This is a genomic window from Silvania confinis, assembly GCF_025564085.1.
GTDB classification, from domain to species: Bacteria; Pseudomonadota; Gammaproteobacteria; order Enterobacterales; family Enterobacteriaceae; genus Enterobacter; species Enterobacter confinis.
In genome coordinates this window covers 697,051-719,550 of record NZ_JAMGZJ010000077.1, presented here as the reverse complement: position 1 = coordinate 719,550, position 22,500 = coordinate 697,051, and the positions used below count along the sequence as shown (strand labels likewise).

Below are 22,500 nucleotides of genomic sequence, written 5' to 3'. Positions count from 1 at the left end.
ATGCGCGCCCGCTGGCTGTGGTGGCTGGCGGGCGCGCTGCTTATCCTGTGGGGAATGGTGGTTGCGGCCGATCGGCTGTGGCCGCTACCGTTGCAGGAGGTCAATCCCGCGCGGGTGGTGGTGGATGAAAACGGCACCCCGCTGTGGCGTTTTGCCGACCAGGAGGGCATCTGGCGCTATCCGGTCACCCTCGAAGAGGTCTCCCCCCGCTATCTTGAGGCGTTGATCCAGTACGAAGATCGCTGGTTCTGGGAACATCCCGGAGTCAACCCGTTTTCCGTGCTGCGTGCGGCCTGGCAGGATCTTCGCGCCGGAAAGGTCATCTCCGGCGGCAGTACCCTCACCATGCAGGTGGCACGCCTGCTGGATCCCCATCCCCGCACGCTCGGCGGTAAAGTGCGTCAGCTCTGGCGGGCGCTCCAGCTGGAGTGGCACCTGTCCAAACGCGAAATCCTCACCCTCTATCTGAACCGCGCGCCGTTTGGCGGCACGTTACAGGGGGTGGGGGCGGCAAGCTGGGTTTATCTGGGCAAAGCGCCCGCGCAGCTGAGCTACTCCGAAGCCGCGCTGCTGGCCGTCCTGCCGCAGGCCCCGAGTCGTTTGCGTCCGGATCGCTGGGCTCAGCGTGCAGAAGCGGCGCGCAACAAAGTCCTCGACAGGATGGCCTCGCAGGGCGTCTGGGAAGTCAGCCAGGTTCGCGAGTCGCGGGAAGAGCCGGTGTGGCTGGCACCCCGGCAAATGCCGCAGCTGGCACCGCTGTTCTCACGCATGATGCTGGGTAAAAGCCGCGACAGCAAAGTGGTCACTACCCTGGATGCCACCCTGCAACGTCAGCTTGAAGAGCTGGCCCTCAACTGGAAGTCACGGCTAGCGCCGCGCAGCTCGCTGGCGATGATCGTCGTTGATCACACCGACATGAAAGTGCGCGGCTGGGTCGGTTCCGTCGACATCCACGACGATACCCGGTTCAGCCACGTGGATATGATCTCAGCGATCCGATCCCCGGGATCGGTACTGAAGCCCTTTATCTATGGGATGGCGATGGATGACGGGCTGATCCACCCGGCATCGCTGCTGCAGGATGTTCCCCGGCGGACGGGGGATTATCGTCCCGGCAATTTCGACAGCGGTTTTCACGGGCCGATCGGCATGAGCGAAGCGCTGGTTCGCTCGCTGAACCTGCCCGCAGTTCAGGTGCTCGAGGCCTATGGGCCGAAAAAATTTGCCGGCATGTTGCGTAACGCCGGGCTACCGCTGCTGCTTCCGGCGGGTGCCCAGCCCAATCTCTCGTTGATTCTGGGCGGTGCCGGGGCACGTCTTGAGGATATCGCTGCCGCGTACAGCGCCTTCGCCCGACACGGCAACGTGGGCAAGCTGCGTCTGCAGCCCAATGACCCGCTGCTTGAACGCCCGCTGTTATCGCCGGGGGCGGCGTGGATTATTCGTCGCATCCTCGCCAATGAAGCGCAGCCGCTGCCGGACAGCGCGCTGACGCAGGTGGTCCCGCTGGCCATAAAAACCGGCACCAGCTACGGCTATCGCGATGCCTGGGCGATAGGGCTGAATGCGCGCTACGTGATCGGCATCTGGACCGGCAGGCCTGACGGCACCCCGGTGGCAGGGCAGTTTGGTTTTGCCAGCGCCGTGCCGCTGCTCAATCAGGTTAACAATTTGCTGCAGTCGCGATCGGCGGTGGACGAGGCGCGTCTGCCTCGTGACCCGCGCCCGGCATCGGTGGGGCGCGGCGTGATTTGCTGGCCGGGCGGGCAATCGTTGCCACAAGGCGATACCAATTGCCGCAGGCGGCTCTCGACCTGGCTGCTCGACGGTAGCCAGCCGCCAACTTTACTGCTGCCGGAGCAGGAAGGGATCCGCGGCCTTCGCTTCCCCGTCTGGCTCGATAACGCCGGTCAACGCGTGGCGCCCGACTGCCCGGTGGCGAAAGAAACGACTGTTGAAGTGTGGCCGCTACCGCTGGAACCGTGGCTGCCGCAGGCAGAACGGCGTGCGGCGCGGATCCCGCCCGCGTCTCAAACCTGCCCGCCACTGAGTCAGGCTTTCCCGGCACCGCTGATCCTCTCGGGGATCCGCGAAGGGGCGGTCATCCGGCGTCTGCCGGGTGAATCGCAGGTGTCACTGCCGCTGGTGGCCAGTGGTAGCGATGGCGTGCGCTGGTGGTTTCTCAATGGCGAACCCCTGAATGCAGAGGGGCGGGCATATACGCTGCGGCTCGACAGGGCTGGAGAGTATCAACTGCTGGTGATGGATGAGGTGGGACAGGTGGCAACGGTTAACTTTTTGCTGCAATAGTGCGTTGCCAGAATAGAAAACACGATCCAGCGCCGATCTGTTGTTAATATTCGTCTTATTTTAAAAAAATGTTACATACATCCATAGGCAATGACCGGAATGCTCATTATAATCCGCGCCATATTTCGCAGTTATGCAAAACAACAGAACAAATCACAGGGGTTATCATGGCTATTGAACGTACTTTTTCCATCATCAAGCCGAATGCGGTGGCAAAAAACGTTATTGGCAGCATCTTTGCTCGCTTTGAAGCGGCAGGGTTCCAGATTGTCGGCACCAAAATGTTGCACCTGACCGTTGAGCAGGCGCGCGGTTTCTATGCAGAACACGACGGTCGTCCGTTCTTTGATGGTCTGGTTGAGTTCATGACCTCTGGCCCAATCGTGGTATCCGTCCTGGAAGGCGAAAACGCTGTTCAGCGTCACCGCGATCTGCTGGGTGCAACCAACCCGGCTAATGCCCTGGCCGGTACGCTGCGCGCTGACTACGCAGACAGCTTCACCGAGAACGGCACCCACGGTTCCGATTCCCTGGAATCTGCTGCCCGCGAAATCGCTTTCTTCTTCGCAGAAGGCGAAGTGTGTGCCCGTAAGCGCTAATCGCGCAGGTTTACACTTTATTTCGTAAATGCCACGTGCAGACGTGGCATCAATGCGCCAGACTTTGTACAATGCAACGCCCCGGATGAGCCGACTGCTTTCCGGGGCGTTTCTTTTTAACCCTCCAGGGGCCATAACGTGTAACAACGAGGCCGGAATCTATTATGTCTGAATTAGTAAACACCTCCGAAGTTGTCATTCCTGTCGTTGCGAATAAAAACGGTAAAATCAACCTGCTGGATCTGAACCGTCAGCAGATGCGTGAGTTCTTCCTCAATATGGGCGAGAAGCCGTTTCGTGCCGATCAGGTGATGAAATGGATGTACCACTATTGCAGCGACGACTTTGATGACATGACTGATATCAACAAAGTTCTGCGCAATAAGCTGAAAGAAGTGGCTGAAATTCGCGCCCCGGAAGTGGTGGAAGAGCAGCGTTCAGCTGACGGCACCATCAAATGGGCGATTGCCGTGGGCGATCAGCGCGTTGAAACCGTCTATATCCCGGAAGAAGACCGCGCCACGCTGTGCGTCTCTTCTCAGGTAGGCTGTGCGCTGGAGTGTAAATTCTGCTCAACAGCGCAGCAGGGCTTTAACCGTAACCTGCGTGTTTCAGAAATCATTGGCCAGGTATGGCGCGCGGCGAAAATCGTCGGTGCGGCGAAAGTGACCGGTACCCGTCCGATCACCAACGTGGTGATGATGGGGATGGGCGAACCGCTGCTGAACCTAACTAACGTGGTTCCGGCGATGGAAATCATGCTTGATGATTTCGGTTTCGGTCTGTCCAAACGCCGCGTAACCCTGTCCACCTCAGGCGTTGTTCCTGCGCTGGATAAGCTGGGCGACATGATTGACGTGGCACTGGCGATCTCTCTGCATGCGCCGAATGACGCGATTCGCGATGAAATCGTGCCAATCAACAAGAAGTACAATATCGAGACCTTCCTGAACTCGGTGCGGGGCTACATTGCGAAGTCCAACGCTAATCAGGGTCGCGTCACCATTGAGTACGTCATGTTGGATCATATTAATGATGGCACCGATCACGCGCATGAGTTGGCCGCGCTGTTAAAAGATACGCCGTGTAAGATCAACCTGATCCCATGGAACCCGTTCCCGGGCGCACCGTATGGCCGTAGTTCTAACAGCCGTATCGACCGCTTCTCCAAGGTTCTGATGGATTACGGTTTTACCACGATTGTGCGTAAAACCCGCGGCGACGATATTGATGCCGCCTGTGGTCAGCTGGCGGGTGAGGTCATCGACCGTACCAAGCGCACGCTGCGTAAACGTATGCAGGGCGAGGCAATCGACGTCAAGACCGTGTGATTTTTATGCCGCTGCGGTGCGTAATCTGCACCGTTGCTGCTGATTGCACGAATAAAAAGTCAAAGCACTGTGGTATGGGTAATAATTACGGTGCGTTTTATATGACTTTAAGGCAGTATGTAGCGACGCAACAACAGTTTAGCCTTACTGACAAGCCGATTCTGTCAAATGAAAAGCTGACAGTTATGTGCTGCTTTACTAAGGTTAACTGACCAGAAGTTTCGCGGTGCAGGCGCATTGTGATTCACCGGCGCCTGGATCCTCAATTCTCACGTACCAGTAGTTGTAGCGAATGAATACTGAAGCCACTCACGACCAAAATGCAGCACTTTCCACTGGCGTTCGTCTTCGCAACGCCCGTGAACAACTCGGCCTGAGCCAGCAGAATGTTGCTGAACGCTTATGTCTGAAGGTTTCCACGGTCCGCGATATTGAAGAGGATAAGGCTCCTGCCGATCTTGCTTCGACGTTCCTGCGTGGCTATATCCGCTCATATGCGAAACTGGTGCATATCCCCGAAAATGAACTGCTGCCGATGATGGAAAAGCAGGCACCGGTCAGACCGGCGAAAGTCGCACCGATGCAGAGTTTTTCGCTGGGTAAACGCCGTAAAAAACGAGATGGCTGGCTGATGAGCTTTACCTGGCTGGTGCTGTTTGTGGTGATTGGCCTGACGGGCGCGTGGTGGTGGCAAAACCACAAAGCGCAGCAGGAAGAGATCACCACCATGGCCGACCAGTCCACCGCTGAGCTGAACGGCTCGGCGGGCGATGGCGCACAGAGCATCCCGTTGAATACGGACCAGTCCGTCACTGCGAACGAACCGCAGGCACCTGCCAGCGATACGCCTGATGCGGTCACGGCGCAAAATAGCGCGCCTGTTGCCGGCCAGACTGCGCAAGCGCCTGCCGATAACGCCGTTGTTTCACCTTCTCAGGTTAACGTCGAGACCGCACCCGCGGTCACGGCGGATAACGCCGCCCAGTCGCTGCCAGCCGATCCGGCTGGCGTGTCTGCTACCCCTGCCGATCCCAATGCGCTGGTGATGAACTTCTCTGCCGATTGCTGGCTTGAAGTGACCGACGCGACCGGCAAAAAACTGTTCAGTGGTCTGCAGCGTAAAGATGGCAGCTTAAATCTGGCAGGCCAGGCACCGTATAAACTTAAGATTGGTGCTCCGTCAGCGGTGCAGATTCAATTTCAGGGAAAACCTGTCGATCTGAGCCGTTTTATCAGAACTAACCAGGTTGCGCGTCTGACCCTCAATGCCGAACAATCAGCAGCACAGTAACAGTCAGGCAACGCGGGAGATTTTTCATGCATAACCAGGCTCCTATTCCACGTAGAAAATCGAAACGTATTTACGTCGGGAATGTGCCGATTGGCGATGGTGCCCCTATCGCCGTTCAGTCAATGACCAACACCCGCACCACCGATGTGGCGGCGACGGTCAATCAGATCAAAGCGTTAGAACGCGTTGGCGCAGACATCGTCCGCGTCTCCGTGCCGACAATGGATGCGGCAGAAGCGTTCAAACTCATCAAACAGCAGGTCTCTGTTCCGCTGGTTGCCGATATTCACTTCGACTACCGTATCGCACTTAAAGTGGCGGAATACGGTGTAGATTGCCTGCGCATTAACCCCGGCAACATCGGCAGTGAAGAGCGTATCCGCGCGGTAGTGGATTGTGCCCGCGACAGAAATATTCCCATCCGCATCGGCGTCAACGCCGGTTCTCTGGAAAAAGATCTGCAGGAAAAGTACGGCGAGCCGACGCCCCAGGCGCTGCTGGAATCCGCCATGCGCCATGTGGATCATCTCGATCGCCTGAACTTCGATCAGTTCAAAGTCAGCGTTAAAGCCTCTGATGTCTTCCTGGCCGTTGAGTCTTATCGTCTGCTGGCGAAGCAGATCGATCAACCTCTGCACCTGGGGATCACCGAAGCCGGTGGCGCCCGCAGCGGTGCGGTGAAATCGGCGATTGGCCTCGGTCTGCTGCTCAATGAAGGCATTGGCGACACCCTGCGCGTTTCGCTGGCCGCCGATCCGGTCGAAGAGATCAAAGTCGGTTTTGACATTTTGAAGTCGCTGCGCATTCGTGCCCGCGGGATCAACTTTATCGCCTGCCCCACCTGTTCGCGTCAGGAGTTTGACGTGATCGGTACGGTCAATGCTCTCGAGCAGCGTCTGGAAGATATCATCACGCCGATGGATATCTCGATTATCGGTTGTGTGGTGAACGGTCCGGGTGAAGCGCTGGTCTCGACGTTGGGCGTTACCGGTGGCAACAAGAAAAGTGGTCTCTATGAAGATGGTGTCCGCAAAGATCGTCTGGATAATAACGACATGATCGATCAGCTTGAAGCCCGTATTCGCGCCAAAGCAGCGATGCTGGATGAAGCGAAGCGCATCAGCGTGCTACAAGTAGAAAAATAACGTGATGGGAAGCGGTATGCTTCCTGTGTATGATTGAACCCTTCGGTTAATGAACCCCAGGGTTCATTTTTGTCTATAGAAAGAGAACAAACGTGGCAAAGAACATTCAAGCCATTCGCGGCATGAACGATTACCTGCCTGGCGAGACCGCCATCTGGCAACGCATTGAAGGCACCCTGAAGCAGGTGCTCGGCGGTTACGGTTACAGCGAAATCCGTTTGCCGATTGTAGAGCAGACCCCGTTATTCAAACGCGCCATCGGTGAAGTCACCGACGTGGTTGAAAAAGAGATGTATACCTTTGAGGACCGCAACGGCGACAGCCTGACCCTGCGTCCGGAAGGTACGGCGGGCTGTGTACGCGCCGGCATCGAGCATGGTCTCCTGTACAATCAGGAGCAGCGCCTGTGGTATATCGGTCCAATGTTCCGCCACGAACGTCCGCAAAAAGGACGCTATCGCCAGTTTAACCAGCTGGGTGTGGAAGTGTTTGGTCTGCAAGGACCTGACATCGACGCCGAGCTGATTATGCTCTCCGCCCGCTGGTGGCGTGCGCTGGGCATCTCTGAACACGTCACGCTGGAGCTGAACTCTATCGGTTCTCTGGACGCGCGCGCGAACTATCGCGATGCGCTGGTGGCGTTCCTGGAACTGCATCAGGATAAACTGGACGAAGACTGCAAACGTCGCATGTACAGCAACCCGCTGCGCGTGCTGGATTCCAAAAACCCGGACGTGCAGGCTCTGCTGAATGATGCGCCAGCCCTCGGCGATTATCTGGACGAAGAATCCCGTGAACACTTCGCCGGTCTGTGCAAGCAGCTGGAAGCCGCAGGCATTGCCTATACAGTAAACCAGCGCCTGGTTCGCGGTCTGGACTACTACAACCGCACCGTGTTTGAGTGGGTTACCACCAGCCTCGGTTCGCAGGGTACGGTCTGTGCGGGCGGTCGTTACGACGGCCTGGTCGAACAGTTAGGCGGTCGCGCAGCACCTGCGGTTGGCTTTGCGATGGGCCTTGAACGACTTGTTTTGTTAGTTCAGGCAGTTAATCCGGAATTTAAAGCCGATCCTGTTGTCGATATATACCTGGTGGCCTCAGGCGCGGAAACGCAGTCTGCGGCAATGCAGCTTGCCGAACGCGTGCGCGATGCGCTGCCGGACGCTAAGCTGATGACCAACCATGGCGGCGGCAACTTTAAAAAACAGTTTGCGCGTGCCGATAAATGGGGCGCGCGTGTCGCACTGGTACTTGGCGAGTCAGAAGTGGCTAACGGCGAAGTAGTAGTGAAAGATCTGCGCTCTGGTGAGCAAACAACGGTAACGCAGGACGGCGTTGCGGCGCACTTGCGCACTCTACTGGGCTAAGGAGAAAGACAGCGTGGAAATGTACGAGAACGAAAACGACCAGGTCGACGCGGTTAAACGCTTCTTTGCTGAAAACGGCAAAGCGCTGGCTGTCGGGGTGGTTTTAGGTATTGGCGCGCTGATGGGCTGGCGTTACTGGAACAGTCATGAGGTCGACTCTGCGCGCGGTTCCTCTTTACAGTATGAAAATACGGTGAGCGCTATTCGTGCCGATCAGCCACAAACGCTGGCGGCGGCAGAGAAATTTGCGGCAGAAACCAAAAATACCTATGGCGCACTGGCCTCGCTTGAAGTGGCTCAGCAGTTCGTTGATAAGAACGAACTGGATAAAGCGGCAGCACAGCTGCAGCAGGGGCTGGCCGCAACAAAAGACGCCAACCTCAAAGCGGTGATTAACCTGCGTCTCGCCCGTATTCAGGTTCAGCAGAAGAAAACTGATGAAGCACTGAAAACGCTGGAGACCGTGAAAGGTGAAGGTTTTGCCTCGATTGTGGCCGACTTGCGCGGTGAAGCACTGCTCAGCAAGGGCGACAAACAAGGCGCGCGCAGCGCATGGGAAGCGGGCGTGAAAAGCAACGCCTCACCCGCACTGAGCGAAATGATGCAGATGAAAATAAATAATTTGTCCGTCTGAGAGGGACCCAATGCAATTGCGTAAATTACTTCTGCCAGGACTGCTTTCCGTTACGTTATTGAGTGGCTGTTCACTGTTTAATGGTGAAGAAGATATTGTCACCATGTCACCGTTGCCAACGGTTGAAAATCAGTTTGCACCGTCCACCGCCTGGAGCACCTCCGTCGGCGGTGGTATTGGTGATTTTTATTCCAACCTGCATCCGGCGTTTGCTGACAGCGTTGTCTATGCTGCTGACCGTAAAGGTACCGTCAAAGCGGTAAATGCGGACGACGGCAAAGAAGTGTGGTCGATAAACCTCGCTGAAAAAAGCGGCTGGATCTCCCGCACGCCTGCACTGCTCTCTGGTGGCCTGACCGTTGCTGGCGGCCATGTGTACGTGGGCAGCGAGAAGGCGCAGGTTTATGCCCTGAACACCAGCGATGGCTCTATTGCATGGCAAACCCGCGTGGCAGGCGAAGCCCTTTCACGTCCGGTTGTCAGCGATGGCATGGTGCTGATTCATACGGCGAACGGTCAGTTGCAGGCGCTTAATGAAGCTGACGGTGCAGTGAAATGGACCGTCAACCTGGATATGCCTGCGCTCTCCCTGCGCGGCGAATCTGCCCCGGCTATCGCGTTTGGTGCGGCTGTTGTCGGCGGTGATAACGGTCGTGTGAGTGCCGTATTGATGCAGCAGGGCCAGCTGATTTGGCAGCAGCGTATCTCTCAGGCAACCGGTCCGACCGAAATCGACCGTCTGAGCGATGTGGACACTACGCCGGTCATTGCCAATGGCGTTGTGTATGCGCTGGCCTACAATGGCAACATGACGGCGATGGATCTGCGTAGCGGCCAGGTAATGTGGAAACGCGAGCTGGGTTCAGTCAATGATTTCGTGGTTGAAGGTAACCGCATCTTCCTGGTTGACCAGAACGACCGCCTGCTGGCGCTCAGCACCGACGGTGGCGTGACGCTGTGGACGCAAAGCGATCTGCTGCACCGCCTGCTGACCGCTCCGGTGCTGTATAACGGCAGCCTGGTAGTCGGTGACAGCGAAGGCTACATGCACTGGATTGACCCGACCAACGGTCGTTTTGTTGCGCAGGAAAAAGTCGACAGCTCTGGTTTCTTGACCGATCCGGTGGTGGCTGACGGTAAACTGCTGATTCAGGCAAAAGACGGCACGCTGTACGCGATCACGCGTTAATCACCGCGGTTGTAGTATACTCAACGGCTCCTGTTGCTTCAGGGGCCGTTTTGATTTTTTAAAAAACGCCGCAAACGCGACGTGATATCGAATTTTATGAGGCTTTAATCATGGTACCTGTGGTCGCGCTTGTCGGGCGCCCGAACGTTGGAAAATCCACTCTGTTTAACCGTTTAACACGCACCCGAGATGCGCTGGTTGCGGATTTCCCGGGGCTCACGCGTGACCGTAAGTACGGTCGTGCAGAAGTGGAAGGTCGCGAGTTTATCTGTATTGATACCGGTGGTATCGATGGGACAGAAGACGGCGTCGAAACTCGCATGGCGGAACAATCCCTGCTGGCGATCGAAGAGGCAGACATTGTGCTGTTTATGGTTGATGCGCGCGCGGGCCTGATGCCTGCGGATACCGCCATTGCCAAGCACTTGCGCTCGCGTGAAAAAGCCACCTTCCTGGTCGCCAACAAAACTGACGGCATCGATGCCGATCAGGCGGTAGCCGACTTCTGGTCGCTGGGTCTGGGTGATATCTACCCGATCGCTGCTTCTCACGGTCGCGGCGTCACCAGCCTGCTGGAAACCGCACTGCTGCCATATGTTGACGAGATCAACCCGCCAGAAGAAGTCGATGAAGATGCGGCATACTGGGCGCAGTTCGAAGAAAGCGAAGAGGGCGCAGAAGAGCCTGAAGACGATTTCAACCCGCAGGATCTGCCGATCAAGCTGGCCATCGTCGGTCGTCCGAACGTGGGTAAGTCCACGCTGACTAACCGTATCCTCGGTGAAGATCGCGTGGTCGTTTACGACATGCCGGGCACCACCCGCGACAGCATCTACATCCCGATGCAGCGCGACGAGCGCGAATACATTCTGATCGATACTGCCGGGGTGCGTAAGCGCGGCAAAATCACAGATGTGGTCGAAAAGTTCTCGGTGATCAAAACCCTGCAGGCGATTGAAGACGCCAACGTGGTGATGCTGGTGATTGATGCCCGTGAAGGCATTTCCGATCAGGACCTCTCGCTGCTGGGCTTTATCCTCAATAGTGGGCGCTCACTGGTTATCGTTGTCAACAAGTGGGACGGCCTGAGTAATGAAGTGCGTGAGCAGGTCAAAGAGATGCTGGACTTCCGTCTGGGCTTCATCGACTTTGCCCGCGTTCACTTTATCTCTGCCCTGCACGGTAGCGGCGTAGGTAATCTGTTCGAATCCGTACGCGAAGCCTACGACTGCTCGACCCGCCGTGTCGGTACCGCGATGCTGACCCGTATCATGACCATGGCGGCAGAAGACCATCAGCCGCCGCTGGTGCGCGGTCGTCGCGTGAAGCTGAAATACGCCCACGCCGGCGGTTATAACCCGCCAATCGTGGTTATCCACGGTACCCAGGTGAAGGATCTGCCGGATTCTTACAAACGCTACCTGATGAACTACTTCCGTAAATCGCTGGACGTGATGGGTACGCCGATCCGCATCCAGTTTAAGGAAGGGGAAAACCCGTTTGCTGGCAAGCGTAACACCCTGACCCCGAACCAGATGCGTAAGCGTAAGCGTTTGATTAAACACATTAAGAAAGGCAAGTAATTTTTGCTGATTGCCTGGAAAGCTCGCGCCTGTCGCGGGCTTTTTTTATGTCTGAACCGAGTAAATGACGATTATCACGGTAATGCAACGAACGAGGTAAACACATGCAGATTGGCTTTGTCGGGCTGGGCGCGGTGGTGGAAACGGCGTACTTACCCGCATTACAACGCACCTTTGGCCCTTCACTTAGCTGTGTCGGGTTTGATATTCAGCCGGAAAGGACGCTGGCGGGCGTCACCCGCTGTGCTTCGCTGGCAGAACTCCTCGCACAGCCCCTGGACACGTTGTTTATCACTACGGCATCGCTGCAGCATCTTGAGGTGCTTGAACAGGCGATAAGTAGCTCGATTCCCCGCATTGTGGTGGAAAAACCCATCGTCGCGACGCTTTCGCAAATCGCAACACTGAAAACCCTGCTGACAGCGTCCGACGTTGCCGCCCGCGTGCTGGCGCTCGATCACTGGATGGCACGCCTCGGTACAGTGCAACTGGCCCAAGTCGATAACGTCACCGACATCGTAAAAATTGAAGGGTTCCTCCAGGAGCCGAGCGGGTTTAACGCTGCGGGTGAGCCCATCGCCCTGAACTTTGCCACCGGCGAGCCAGATACGCGCACGCTTCGCCACCCTGATGGCGTGATTCTGGATATCGGTACGCATGTGCTGGCGATGCTGCGTGAAACGATGCGCTTTATGGGCGGTAGCGACGAGATGGACCTGCAGGTGATGACCGCCAAAGACCGGTTGGGGCAGGATATTGCCAAAGGTGACCTGATCACCGCAGAAGGTGAAGCACACCTTCAGGGGCGGATTAGCGGCGTGCCGGTGGACATCTGGCTCAACAAATATGCGGGACCGTCAGGCGGGCAAAAAGGGCTCCGGCTGTCCCTGCGCGATGGCACAATCATCAGCCACGACAGACAGGGTGCAGAAGATGTGCTGGAGCGGATTAAGGGCGAGGCTATCGAACGCTGGCACATCCCTGGCACGATCTATGAGCGCTGTCTAACGGAACATATTCTGGGGGCGAAAAGTCTGTTTGAGCGCGACCCACAGGAGGTTCCCCGCACGACCCGGCGCAGGCTTGAAGAGGTCGAACTGCTGCTGACCCTACAGCAGCAGCTGCGTGGCCCGCACTGAGCGCATCGTGTAAAATTATCGTATTCATCAATTTGCAGAAAAGGAGTCACCATGTCGATTACTTGCCCGGACTGTCAGGCACCGCTGGTAGCGCAAAACGGACTGGCACACTGCGAGACCTGCAATAAGGACCTTCCGCTTGAGCCGCGCTGCCCGGAGTGCCATAAGCCACTCCAGGTATTAAAAGCCTGCGGTGCAGTCGATTACTTTTGCCAGAACGGCCACGGATTGATTTCGAAAAAACGCGTGGAATTTGTGCCGGTTTAGACCGGCTTTTTCTTGCGCGTTTTTTTGGCGGGGGTGACGCCTTTTACTTCACTCTCGACCCAGCCGTCGGCCAGCCGGGTGGTGAGCACATCCCCGGCTTTAACCTGTTTGGTCTGTTTCAGCACGCTGCCGTCGGTGGCGGTAGTGACGCTGTAGCCGCGTGCCAGCGTCGAGAGCGGGCTGACGGCTTCCAGATGGGTGACCGCATTACCAAAACGCTCGCGCGTGGCACCAAGTCGCGCACGCAGGTTATCGGCAAGACGATACTCCAGCTGCTGGATCCGCGTTTGTGCGCGATAAATACGCGGCTGCGGGTTGTGCTGATTCAGGCGCTGGGTCGTACGCTGCTGGCGCTGCCCCGCCCGCTTAAGCTGAGCATCCACCGCCAGGTTCATCCGCTGGCGCAGACGTTCCAGCACGGTTTGCTGGCGTGCCAGACGCAACTGGGGATGTTGCTGCTGCAGGCGATGGTGGAGCTGGGTAAAGCGCCGCGTGCGGTTGGCCAGAAAGTAATCCATCGCCATTTCGAGGCGCTGCTGACCGTTCTGAATCTGACGCAGCAGCTCCTGTTGGTTGCGGCTCACCACTTCGGCGGCGGCTGATGGAGTAGGCGCGCGCAGGTCGGCAACAAAATCGGCGATGGTAACGTCTGTTTCGTGCCCGACGGCGCTGACGACCGGAATGAGGCTAGCGAAAATCGCTCTCGCCACGCGCTCATCATTAAAACTCCACAGATCCTCCAGCGAGCCGCCACCGCGTCCGACGATCAGCACATCACACTCCTTGCGGGCGTTAGCCAGCGCAATGGCGCGCACGATTTGCCCCGGTGCGTCATCGCCCTGAACTGCCGTCGGATAAATAATGATCGGCAGGGAAGGGTCGCGGCGTTTCAGCACGTGCAGAATGTCATGCAGCGCGGCACCGGTTCTGGAGGTGATCACTCCGATGCAGCGGGCAGGCGAGGGAAGGGGTTTTTTGAACTGCTGATCGAAAAGGCCCTCGGCGGCCAGCGCTGTTTTAAGCTGCTCGTATTTCTGCTGTAGCAGGCCTTCACCCGCGGGCTGCATGCTCTCGACAATGATTTGATAATCACCGCGCGGCTCGTACAGGGTAATATTGGCGCGAACCAGCACCTGCTGCCCGTGCTGAGGGCGGAATGTCACCCGGCGGTTGCTGTTGCGGAACATCGCGCAGCGCACCTGGGCGTTGTCATCCTTCAGCGTAAAATACCAATGGCCGGACGACGGCTGCGTGAAATTAGAAATTTCACCGCTGATCCAAACCTGTCCCATTTCCTGCTCGAGCAGCAAACGAACCGTTTGATTAAGGCGGCTAACGGTAAAAATTGAGGGGGTCTGAGAGGATAACATGTGAGCGGGATCAAATTCTAAATCAGCAAGTTATTCAGTCGATAGTAACCTGATGAGAGGCAATCGCAAGCATTTTTTATAAAAAAGTGTAGATGCAATCGGTTACGCTCTGTATAATGCCACGGCAATATTTAACCACCCAGGTCAGAGATATTGCCCATGCTACGTATCGCTAAAGAAGCACTGACGTTTGACGACGTCCTCCTTGTTCCAGCTCATTCCACCGTTCTGCCGAATACTGCCGATCTCAGCACCCAGTTGACTAAAACCATTCGTTTGAACATTCCTATGCTCTCCGCGGCAATGGACACCGTGACTGAAGCGCGTCTGGCTATCGCTCTGGCGCAGGAAGGCGGCATTGGCTTTATCCATAAAAACATGTCTATCGAGCGCCAGGCGGAAGAAGTTCGCCGCGTGAAGAAGCATGAATCTGGCATCGTTTCCGACCCGCAAACCGTTCTGCCAACCACCACGCTGCAGGAAGTGAAAGCCCTGACCGAGCGTAACGGCTTTGCAGGCTACCCGGTTGTGACTGCGGATAACGAACTGGTGGGCATCATTACCGGCCGTGACGTGCGTTTCGTTACCGACCTCAGCCAGCCGGTTAGCGTCTACATGACCCCAAAAGAGCGTCTGGTGACCGTACGTGAAGGTGAATCCCGCGACGTGGTCTTCGCGAAGATGCACGAAAAGCGCGTTGAAAAGGCACTGGTTGTCGACAGCGGCTTCCACCTGCGCGGCATGATCACCGTTAAAGATTTCCAGAAAGCAGAACGTAAACCGAACGCCTGTAAAGACGAGCATGGCAGTCTGCGCGTCGGTGCGGCGGTTGGCGCAGGTGCGGGCAACGAAGAGCGCGTTGATGCGCTGGTTGCCGCAGGCGTTGACGTACTGCTGATCGACTCCTCTCACGGCCATTCCGAAGGCGTGCTGCAACGCATTCGTGAAACCCGTGCTAAATACCCGGATCTGCAAATCATCGGCGGCAACGTGGCGACGGGCTCCGGCGCGCGCGCGCTGGCAGAAGCCGGCTGCAGCGCGGTGAAAGTCGGTATCGGTCCTGGCTCCATCTGTACCACCCGTATCGTGACCGGCGTGGGCGTTCCACAGATCACCGCAGTGTCCGACGCGGTTGAAGCGCTGGAAGGCACAGGTATTCCGGTTATCGCCGATGGCGGTATCCGCTTCTCAGGTGACATCGCTAAAGCGATTGCTGCCGGTGCGGCAGCGGTGATGGTCGGATCCATGCTGGCCGGTACCGAAGAGTCCCCGGGCGAGATCGAACTGTTCCAGGGCCGTTCTTACAAATCCTATCGTGGGATGGGCTCGCTGGGCGCGATGTCCAAAGGGTCGTCTGACCGTTACTTCCAGACCGATAACGCAGCTGACAAACTGGTACCGGAAGGGATCGAGGGTCGTGTGGCCTATAAAGGCTACCTGAAAGAGATCATTCACCAGCAGATGGGCGGCCTGCGTTCCTGTATGGGTCTGACCGGCTGTGGTACCATCGACCTGCTGCGTACTAAGGCGGAATTCGTACGTATCAGCGGTGCGGGTATTCAGGAAAGTCACGTCCACGACGTGACCATCACCAAAGAGTCCCCGAACTACCGCATGGGCTCCTGATAATTTCCACGCCCGGCTTCATGCCGGGCGATTTTGTTTCACTTGCCTCGGAATTAGCGTCAATGACGGAAAATATTCATAAACATCGCATTCTTATCCTCGATTTTGGTTCGCAGTACACTCAGCTGGTTGCACGTCGCGTACGTGAACTCGGCGTTTATTGCGAGCTGTGGGCATGGGATGTCACGGAAGCACAAATTCGCGAATTCAACCCAAGCGGCATTATTCTTTCCGGTGGCCCGGAAAGCACCACCGAGAACAACAGCCCGCGCGCGCCGCAGTATGTGTTCGAAGCCGGTGTTCCGGTATTCGGCGTCTGCTACGGTATGCAGACCATGGCGATGCAGCTGGGTGGCCACGTTGAAGCCTCTAACGAACGTGAATTTGGCTATGCACAGGTCGAAGTGCAGACCGACAGCGCCCTGATCCGCGGTATCGAAGATTCCCTGACCGCCGACGGCAAACCGTTGCTCGACGTGTGGATGAGCCATGGCGATAAAGTGACGGCTATCCCGTCCGACTTTGTCACCGTCGCCAGCACCGAGACCTGCCCGTTTGCGATTATGGCCAACGAAGAGAAACGCTTCTACGGCGTGCAGTTCCACCCGGAAGTAACCCACACCCGTCAGGGTATGCGCATGCTGGATCGCTTTGTGCGTGACATTTGCCAGTGCGAAGCGCTGTGGACCCCGGCAAAAATCATCGACGACGCCATCGAGCGTATTCGTCAGCAGGTCGGTGACGATAAAGTCATCCTCGGCCTGTCCGGCGGCGTTGACTCCTCCGTGACCGCGATGTTGCTGCACCGTGCCATCGGTAAAAACCTGACCTGCGTCTTCGTGGATAACGGTCTGCTGCGTCTGAACGAAGCGGAGCAGGTGATGGACATGTTCGGCGACCACTTCGGTCTGAACATCGTTCACGTTGAAGGCGAAGAGCGTTTCCTGACTGCGCTGGCAGGCGAGAACGATCCGGAAGCCAAGCGTAAAATCATCGGTCGCGTGTTCGTCGAAGTGTTCGACGAGCAGGCGCTGCGTCTGCAGGACGTGAAGTGGCTGGCACAGGGCACCATCTATCCTGACGTGATTGAATCGGCGGCATCCGCGACCGGTAAAGCGCACGTCATCAAATCTCACCACAACGTGGGCGGCCTGCCGAAAGAGATGAAGATGGGCCTGGTTGAACCGCTGCGTGAGCTGTTCAAAGACGAAGTGCGTAAGATCGGTCTGGAACTGGGTCTGCCGTACGACATGCTGTACCGCCACCCGTTCCCGGGTCCAGGTCTGGGCGTGCGCGTGCTGGGCGAAGTGAAGAAAGAGTACTGCGACCTGCTGCGTCGTGCGGACGCGATCTTCATTGAAGAGCTGCACAAAGCCGACCTGTACAACAAAGTGAGCCAGGCGTTCACCGTGTTCCTGCCGGTCCGTTCTGTGGGCGTGATGGGCGATGGCCGCAAGTACGACTGGGTTGTCTCCCTGCGTGCCGTCGAGACCATCGACTTTATGACTGCCCACTGGGCGCACCTGCCGTACGACTTCTTAGGCCGCGTGTCTAACCGCATCATCAATGAAGTCAACGGCATCTCGCGTGTCGTGTATGACATCAGCGGTAAGCCACCTGCGACGATCGAGTGGGAATAACCTCCCTCTGACCGTTAAATAAAGCCCTCGGATCCTTCCGGGGGCTTTTTTGTTTCCCGCTGCCCCATCCACAGCATCACCGCCAGTCCGGCAATCACCAGCGTCAGCCCCCACGATACCCACATCGCGCCAATCGTTCCTGATATCCGGTTCAACCATGCATACGCCAGCGGGGAAGCTGCGGCCATCAACTGAGCGGGGATCAGTAATACCCCGGTGCGCTTCGCGTACTCTTCCGGCGCAAACAGCTGTAATGGCAGGGTGGCTTTGACTATCGTCACCAGCCCGTTTATCGCCCCATAGCCGAGTACAAAACCGGCTGCCGACCAGAGGTAAAACGAGCTGCTCAGGCCGAGCAAAAAACAGACCGGCATCGCCAGGGCTGTGACGAGGGCCAGGCGCAGCGGCGTGAGTCCGTTGCCTGCCACTACTTCCAGAAAACGAGCCCCCGTTTGCCCAATTCCCCACAACATACCGATGGCCACCGGCAGACCAACGCTTGCGATAAACTCCGGCAGGTGCGTGGAGGTGCCGTTAGAGACAAAGGTGATCAGCGCGATAAACGCCGCATACAGCCAGCCGTTACGCCGGGTTTTGACCCCGACAGGCGCAGTGGGTTGGTGCTTACTCACTGCCGGAAGGGTCTGGTTAGGCAGCGAGCGGGTCAGCGCCGCGCTTAGCAAACCAAACAGGGCATAGACCAGCAGCGCCTCACGCCAGCTCATCAGCGTCAGCAGCGCTTCGCCCAGCGGCCAGAACACCACCGAGGCCAGCCCGCCCGCCAGCGTCACGCGGGAAATTGTCCGTCGCGCCTGCTGACCGTAGAGATTGACCAGCGCGGCGAACAGCGCGTCATACAGCGACAGGCGCATGCCGATCCCGGTTACTGCCCAGGCGAGATACCAGCCCACCAGCGACTGACAATACGCCATCGCCACGCAGCTGGTAGCAATCAGCAGCGTACCGATCATCACCGTGCGCTGCCCGCCGATAAGTGCCAGTAAGTGTGCGACAAGCGGGGAGAGGGCGGCCATTACCAGCATGGCGAGCGTCAGGCCAGAATAGATTTCAGGTGACGACCAGCCCGTGTCGGCCGCCAGCGCGCGGGCCAATGTGCCCGGCATATAAAATGAAATCCCCCAGTTGATAAGCTGATTACAGCCGAGAGTAAAGGGGATCGCGCGTGTCAGGACCGGGGATGTCATTATTTTTCATTCCGTTAGAGAGTTGTCCTGAGCATAGCCTGCGCGGTATGGTGCTGGCAGGCCTGTATGTTTATGACTCCTATAAGAGAAACTTTGCGATGACGACGCTCAATCTGGGACATCTGGCGACCTTTCGGTTGGTCGTTCAGCGGGGGAGTTTTTCGGCGGCTGCGGATGTGCTGGGGCTTTCGCAGCCGGCGGTCAGTTTGCAGATCCGTCAGCTGGAGCAATTTTTGCAGGCGCGTTTAATCGAGCGCACCGGGCGGGGGATCAAAGCCACGGCCGCCGGGCTGGCGCTGGTGACGCACGGCGAGCGAATTGAGCAGGCGGTAGATGAAGCGATCCGTACGGTGGCCGGGTTCAGTGATGAGGTGAGCGGAACGCTCGCGATCGGCATGGGGGCGACGGCCTGCATCCATCTTTTACCGCCGCTGTTGCAGCAGCTTCGTCAGGATCACCCTCTGCTAAGGATAGGCGTTACGACCGGCAATACCCTTGATATTGTCCGTGCGATCGAGGAGAACCGCCTCGATCTCGGGCTGGTGACGTTACCTGCCGCCGGGCCTGCGCTGGCGATTACGCCCGTGCTGGAGGAAGAGTTTGTGTTTATCGTCGCAGAGGATCAGCAGGAGCAGTTCACGACGCTGACCGCCGAGAATCTGTACCAACAGCCCTTTATCGCGTTCAGTGCCGGCAGCAGCACCCGACTGATGATCGACGGCTGGTTTCAGGCCAGCGGCGTGCAGGCCGTTCCGATCATGCAGTCAGGCAGTATCGAAGCCATTAAACGCATGGTGTGCGTCGGGCTGGGCTACAGCATTATTCCCCGGATGGCCGTCAGCAGCGAGCAGGATCGCCAGGGATTGTGCGTGCGTTCGCTTACACCGGTTTTACAGCGTCAGTTGGCGATAGTGATGCGGCAGGATAAAATTTTGAGCAAGGGCATCGGAGAAGTGATTCGACTTTTACAGAATCTCAGCTAATTGAATGGGTTAATGACTCATGCACTAATTAATTTTCGGCGAGGAAGGTTCGACATAATCGACAGACAGGCCGGACTGTTGAGCCTGTTTTTTTTCCTGATGGTGATACCAGGCGCCGATAGAGGAATAGACAAAACGGCCAAGGAAAAAGAATAAACTGATTAGCAGTATGATACGCGTCATTCGAGTGTTAAACCGATGTCGTTTGCGCATACGTGTGGCCTGACTCACTGTGGATTTCCTGAAATGCCCTGCGGGCGATGGGCTCATTAAGGCACACGGGCGCACAGGGGTCAATTATTCGTAATGTAAAATTCCGTCAACGATTAATGAGTTTAATGTTATGTATAATAATTAGAATATTTACGCCATTGATAATTAGCACAAAAGTATGGTTAAAAAATGTAATTATCTTTTCTCGTTATTAATATGTTTGATTTAAGTCAACTGTTGCCAGCCGTTGCTCACTAAAATCTTTGCTCCACTTCGTGTAATCCGTATTACGTCTGCACGGCAACGTTGTCAGGTTGGATGCCTGTCTGAACTACCCCTGGATGAGTGGGTTAACTATGGCATCTATGACTATCTTATCGTTCTACCAAAAACATAAAGATCGCTGGTGGGCACTTCCGCTGATCCTGCCTGGCGTTATGTTACCGCTGGCGCACATTGCCACCACCTACACTCAGGTTCAGGGAAGTCTGGTGGTGCTGTATTACATGCCGCTGGCGCTGCTATTGTCGCTGATGCTGTTCTTCGGAATGGCGGCGGTTCCCGGCATCATTATTGCGCTCTTCCTGCACTATTTTCCCACGCTTGGCGGTTACGAAACGGCGGTGGCGATCGGCCACTTTCTGATCCCGATAATCCTCAGTTGGGGGGGATACCGGGTCTTTTCCCCACGACGCAATATGATCTCCTACGGTGACGGGCAGCTGATGGCGCAACGCTTGATCTGGCAGATGCTCTGCCCGGCGACCCTTTTTCTGCTGCTGTTCCAGTTTGCCGTTTATCTGGGTGTCTACGAAAAACGCTTTAATCTGGCGGGCATCAGTGAACCGGGTATCCGTGCGTTAATCAACTATCAGGGATTGTTGGTCGGGTGTCTGACCGGCGTGCCGTTTTGCTATCTGCTGATCCGTATCATCCGCCATCCTCGCTATCTGCGCAGCCTGCTGTCACAGATCCTGATCCAGATAGACCGCAAGGTCACGATTATCGAAATTGTCGTCTGGATGCTGGTCAACGGCGCGCTGCTGGCCTTGCTGCTGTGGCCAATTAACGAGAACAGCACCATCTTTAGCACCAACTATACGTTGTCGCTCCTGATGCCGGTGATGCTCTGGGGGTCGATGCGCTATGGCTACCGGCTGATGTCGCTCATCTGGACGCCGGTGCTGATTATCGCCATCAACTACTTCTACCGTTATATTCCCTGGACTCAGGGCTATGACATGCAGCTCGCCATTACCTCATCGAGCTATCTGGTTTTCACCTTCGTGGTGGTCTACATGGCGGTGCTGGCGACGCGTCAGCGGGCAATCACCCAGCGCGCCAGCCGGCTGGCGTTTCTTGACCCGGTGGTGCATATGCCGAACCTGCGCGCCCTCAGCCGTGCGTTGGGCAAAAAGCCGTGGTCGGTGCTCTGTTTCTTACGCATCCCGGAGCTGGAGGTGCTTGGGCGCAACTATGGCGTACTGCTGCGTATCCAGTATAAGCAGAAGCTGGCAGCGTGGCTGAACGACTATTTACAGCCTGACGAGTGCGTATACCAGCTTTCAGGGCACGACCTGGTGCTGCGGCTGAATACCGAAGCGCATCAGTCGCGAATGGATGAACTGGATCAGCACATTAAAAACTTCCGCTTTTACTGGGACGGGATGCCGCTCCAGCCGCAGGTGGGGGTGAGCTACTGCTATGTCACCTCTCCCGTGGTGCACCTTTATCTGCTGCTGGGCGAACTGAGTACGATTGCGGATCTCTCTCTGTCGACGAATCATCCGGAAAACCTGCTGCAGCGGGGCGCCATAAATCTGCAGCGCGGCCTTAAAGATAAAGTGGCGATGATGAATCGCCTGCAGCAAGCGCTGGAAAAGGACGAATTTACCCTGATGGCTCAGCGGGTGCTGGGTGTGCGGGGCGATAACTATTATGAGGTGCTGATCCGCCTGCAAAATGATGATGGGGAGTTGATTTCGCCCGATACGTTTTTGCCCGTGGCGCAAGAGTTTGGCCTCTCGTCGCGCATTGATCTGTGGGTACTGGAAACGACGCTAAAGTTTATGGCTGACAATCGCGAGACCCTGCCAGCGCTGCGCTTTGCCATCAATCTTTCGCCCACTTCCGTCTGTCGGGCGCAGCTGCCGCTGGAGGTCAACCGCCTGTTACACAAGTATGCAGTTGAAACCTGGCAGCTGGTTTTTGAAATCACCGAGAGCAGCAGTTTTGGCAACGCCGGGCTGGCGAATCAGACGGTCAATCAATTGCAGCAGATGGGATGTCGCATCGCGATTGACGATTTTGGTACCGGCTATGCAAGCTATGCGCGCCTGAAAAGCGTGGATGCAGATATCCTCAAAATCGACGGCAGCTTTATTCGTAACATTGTCAGTAACAGCCTGGATTACCAGATTGTGGCCTCGATTTGCCATCTGGCGCGGATGAAGAAAATGCAGGTGGTGGCGGAATATGTCGAAAGCGAAGAGATCCGCACCGCTGTACTGGCGCTGGGGATTGATTACCTGCAGGGGTATTTGATTGGTAAACCGGAACCGCTGAACACGTTGCTAAAAAATGAGGCGCTCAATAAGAGCGCCTGAGT

18 protein-coding genes are annotated in these 22,500 nt (G+C 56.7%); 15 read left to right on the top strand and 3 right to left on the bottom strand.

The genetic code is table 11. The features are described from left to right. The 11 genes from pbpC (at nucleotide 1) to M8013_RS17315 (ending at nucleotide 12,855) form a co-directional block, all read left to right on the top strand. The gene (gene pbpC / locus M8013_RS17365; protein WP_272501651.1) at nucleotides 1–2,310 is read left to right on the top strand and encodes a peptidoglycan glycosyltransferase PbpC; all 2,310 of its coding nucleotides are present in this window, start codon (nucleotides 1–3) and stop codon (nucleotides 2,308–2,310) included. Nucleotides 2,311–2,477: 167 nt separating this feature from the next. Further along, nucleotides 2,478–2,909, top strand: a complete 432-nt coding sequence (ndk, locus tag M8013_RS17360) for a nucleoside-diphosphate kinase (RefSeq protein ID WP_271269027.1) — start codon at nucleotides 2,478–2,480, stop codon at nucleotides 2,907–2,909. 164 nt (nucleotides 2,910–3,073) lie between these two features. Then, nucleotides 3,074–4,240 (top strand): dual-specificity RNA methyltransferase RlmN, encoded by a 1,167-nt coding sequence (gene rlmN, locus M8013_RS17355; RefSeq protein ID WP_271269026.1) that lies wholly within the window; start codon nucleotides 3,074–3,076, stop codon nucleotides 4,238–4,240. A gap of 292 nt (nucleotides 4,241–4,532) precedes the next feature. Further along, nucleotides 4,533–5,531 carry a cytoskeleton protein RodZ gene (gene rodZ, locus M8013_RS17350; RefSeq protein WP_271269025.1) on the top strand — a complete coding sequence of 333 codons (999 nt, stop codon included), beginning with the start codon at nucleotides 4,533–4,535 and terminating at the stop codon, nucleotides 5,529–5,531. Nucleotides 5,532–5,557: 26 nt separating this feature from the next. Further along, a complete protein-coding gene (ispG, locus tag M8013_RS17345; RefSeq protein ID WP_271269024.1) occupies nucleotides 5,558–6,676 on the top strand; it encodes a flavodoxin-dependent (E)-4-hydroxy-3-methylbut-2-enyl-diphosphate synthase in 1,119 nt (372 codons plus the stop codon). A 92-nt stretch (nucleotides 6,677–6,768) separates the two neighbouring features. Next, the gene (gene hisS / locus M8013_RS17340; RefSeq protein WP_271269023.1) at nucleotides 6,769–8,043 is read left to right on the top strand and encodes a histidine--tRNA ligase; all 1,275 of its coding nucleotides are present in this window, start codon (nucleotides 6,769–6,771) and stop codon (nucleotides 8,041–8,043) included. Nucleotides 8,044–8,056: 13 nt separating this feature from the next. Further along, nucleotides 8,057–8,677, top strand: coding sequence for a YfgM family protein (locus tag M8013_RS17335; protein ID WP_271269022.1), 621 nt, complete (start codon nucleotides 8,057–8,059; stop codon nucleotides 8,675–8,677). Nucleotides 8,678–8,687: 10 nt separating this feature from the next. Further along, the gene (gene bamB, locus M8013_RS17330; RefSeq protein WP_271269021.1) at nucleotides 8,688–9,866 is read left to right on the top strand and encodes an outer membrane protein assembly factor BamB; all 1,179 of its coding nucleotides are present in this window, start codon (nucleotides 8,688–8,690) and stop codon (nucleotides 9,864–9,866) included. Nucleotides 9,867–9,976: 110 nt separating this feature from the next. After that, nucleotides 9,977–11,449 carry a ribosome biogenesis GTPase Der gene (gene der, locus M8013_RS17325; RefSeq protein ID WP_271269020.1) on the top strand — a complete coding sequence of 491 codons (1,473 nt, stop codon included), beginning with the start codon at nucleotides 9,977–9,979 and terminating at the stop codon, nucleotides 11,447–11,449. A gap of 104 nt (nucleotides 11,450–11,553) precedes the next feature. Beyond that, nucleotides 11,554–12,588 carry a Gfo/Idh/MocA family oxidoreductase gene (locus M8013_RS17320; protein ID WP_271269019.1) on the top strand — a complete coding sequence of 345 codons (1,035 nt, stop codon included), beginning with the start codon at nucleotides 11,554–11,556 and terminating at the stop codon, nucleotides 12,586–12,588. A gap of 51 nt (nucleotides 12,589–12,639) precedes the next feature. Further along, on the top strand, nucleotides 12,640–12,855 hold the full coding sequence (locus tag M8013_RS17315) for a zinc ribbon domain-containing protein (RefSeq protein WP_271269018.1): 216 nt from the start codon (nucleotides 12,640–12,642) through the stop codon (nucleotides 12,853–12,855). Here the strand turns inward: M8013_RS17315 and xseA are convergent. Further along, on the bottom strand, nucleotides 12,852–14,225 hold the full coding sequence (xseA, locus tag M8013_RS17310) for an exodeoxyribonuclease VII large subunit (protein ID WP_271269017.1): 1,374 nt from the start codon (nucleotides 14,223–14,225) through the stop codon (nucleotides 12,852–12,854). The genes M8013_RS17315 and xseA overlap by 4 nt on opposite strands. A gap of 159 nt (nucleotides 14,226–14,384) precedes the next feature. Here xseA and guaB point away from each other — a divergent pair, with 159 nt between their 5' ends. Then, nucleotides 14,385–15,851 carry an IMP dehydrogenase gene (gene guaB / locus M8013_RS17305; protein ID WP_271269016.1) on the top strand — a complete coding sequence of 489 codons (1,467 nt, stop codon included), beginning with the start codon at nucleotides 14,385–14,387 and terminating at the stop codon, nucleotides 15,849–15,851. A 62-nt stretch (nucleotides 15,852–15,913) separates the two neighbouring features. Further along, complete coding sequence (gene guaA / locus M8013_RS17300; protein ID WP_271269015.1) at nucleotides 15,914–17,491, top strand: glutamine-hydrolyzing GMP synthase; 1,578 nt, start codon at nucleotides 15,914–15,916, stop codon at nucleotides 17,489–17,491. 14 nt (nucleotides 17,492–17,505) lie between these two features. On the opposite strand, the gene M8013_RS17295 is transcribed toward guaA, so the two are convergent. Continuing rightward, the gene (locus tag M8013_RS17295) at nucleotides 17,506–18,696 is read right to left on the bottom strand and encodes an MFS transporter (RefSeq protein WP_271269014.1); all 1,191 of its coding nucleotides are present in this window, start codon (nucleotides 18,694–18,696) and stop codon (nucleotides 17,506–17,508) included. A 98-nt stretch (nucleotides 18,697–18,794) separates the two neighbouring features. Between M8013_RS17295 and M8013_RS17290 the strand changes: the two genes are divergently transcribed. Next, a complete protein-coding gene (locus M8013_RS17290; RefSeq protein ID WP_271269109.1) occupies nucleotides 18,795–19,679 on the top strand; it encodes a LysR family transcriptional regulator in 885 nt (294 codons plus the stop codon). Nucleotides 19,680–19,703: 24 nt separating this feature from the next. On the opposite strand, the gene M8013_RS17285 is transcribed toward M8013_RS17290, so the two are convergent. Continuing rightward, on the bottom strand, nucleotides 19,704–19,910 hold the full coding sequence (locus tag M8013_RS17285) for a YfgG family protein (protein WP_271269013.1): 207 nt from the start codon (nucleotides 19,908–19,910) through the stop codon (nucleotides 19,704–19,706). Nucleotides 19,911–20,257: 347 nt separating this feature from the next. Here M8013_RS17285 and M8013_RS17280 point away from each other — a divergent pair, with 347 nt between their 5' ends. Beyond that, a complete protein-coding gene (locus M8013_RS17280; protein WP_271269108.1) occupies nucleotides 20,258–22,498 on the top strand; it encodes a sensor domain-containing phosphodiesterase in 2,241 nt (746 codons plus the stop codon). Nucleotides 22,499–22,500 lie beyond the last annotated feature (2 nt).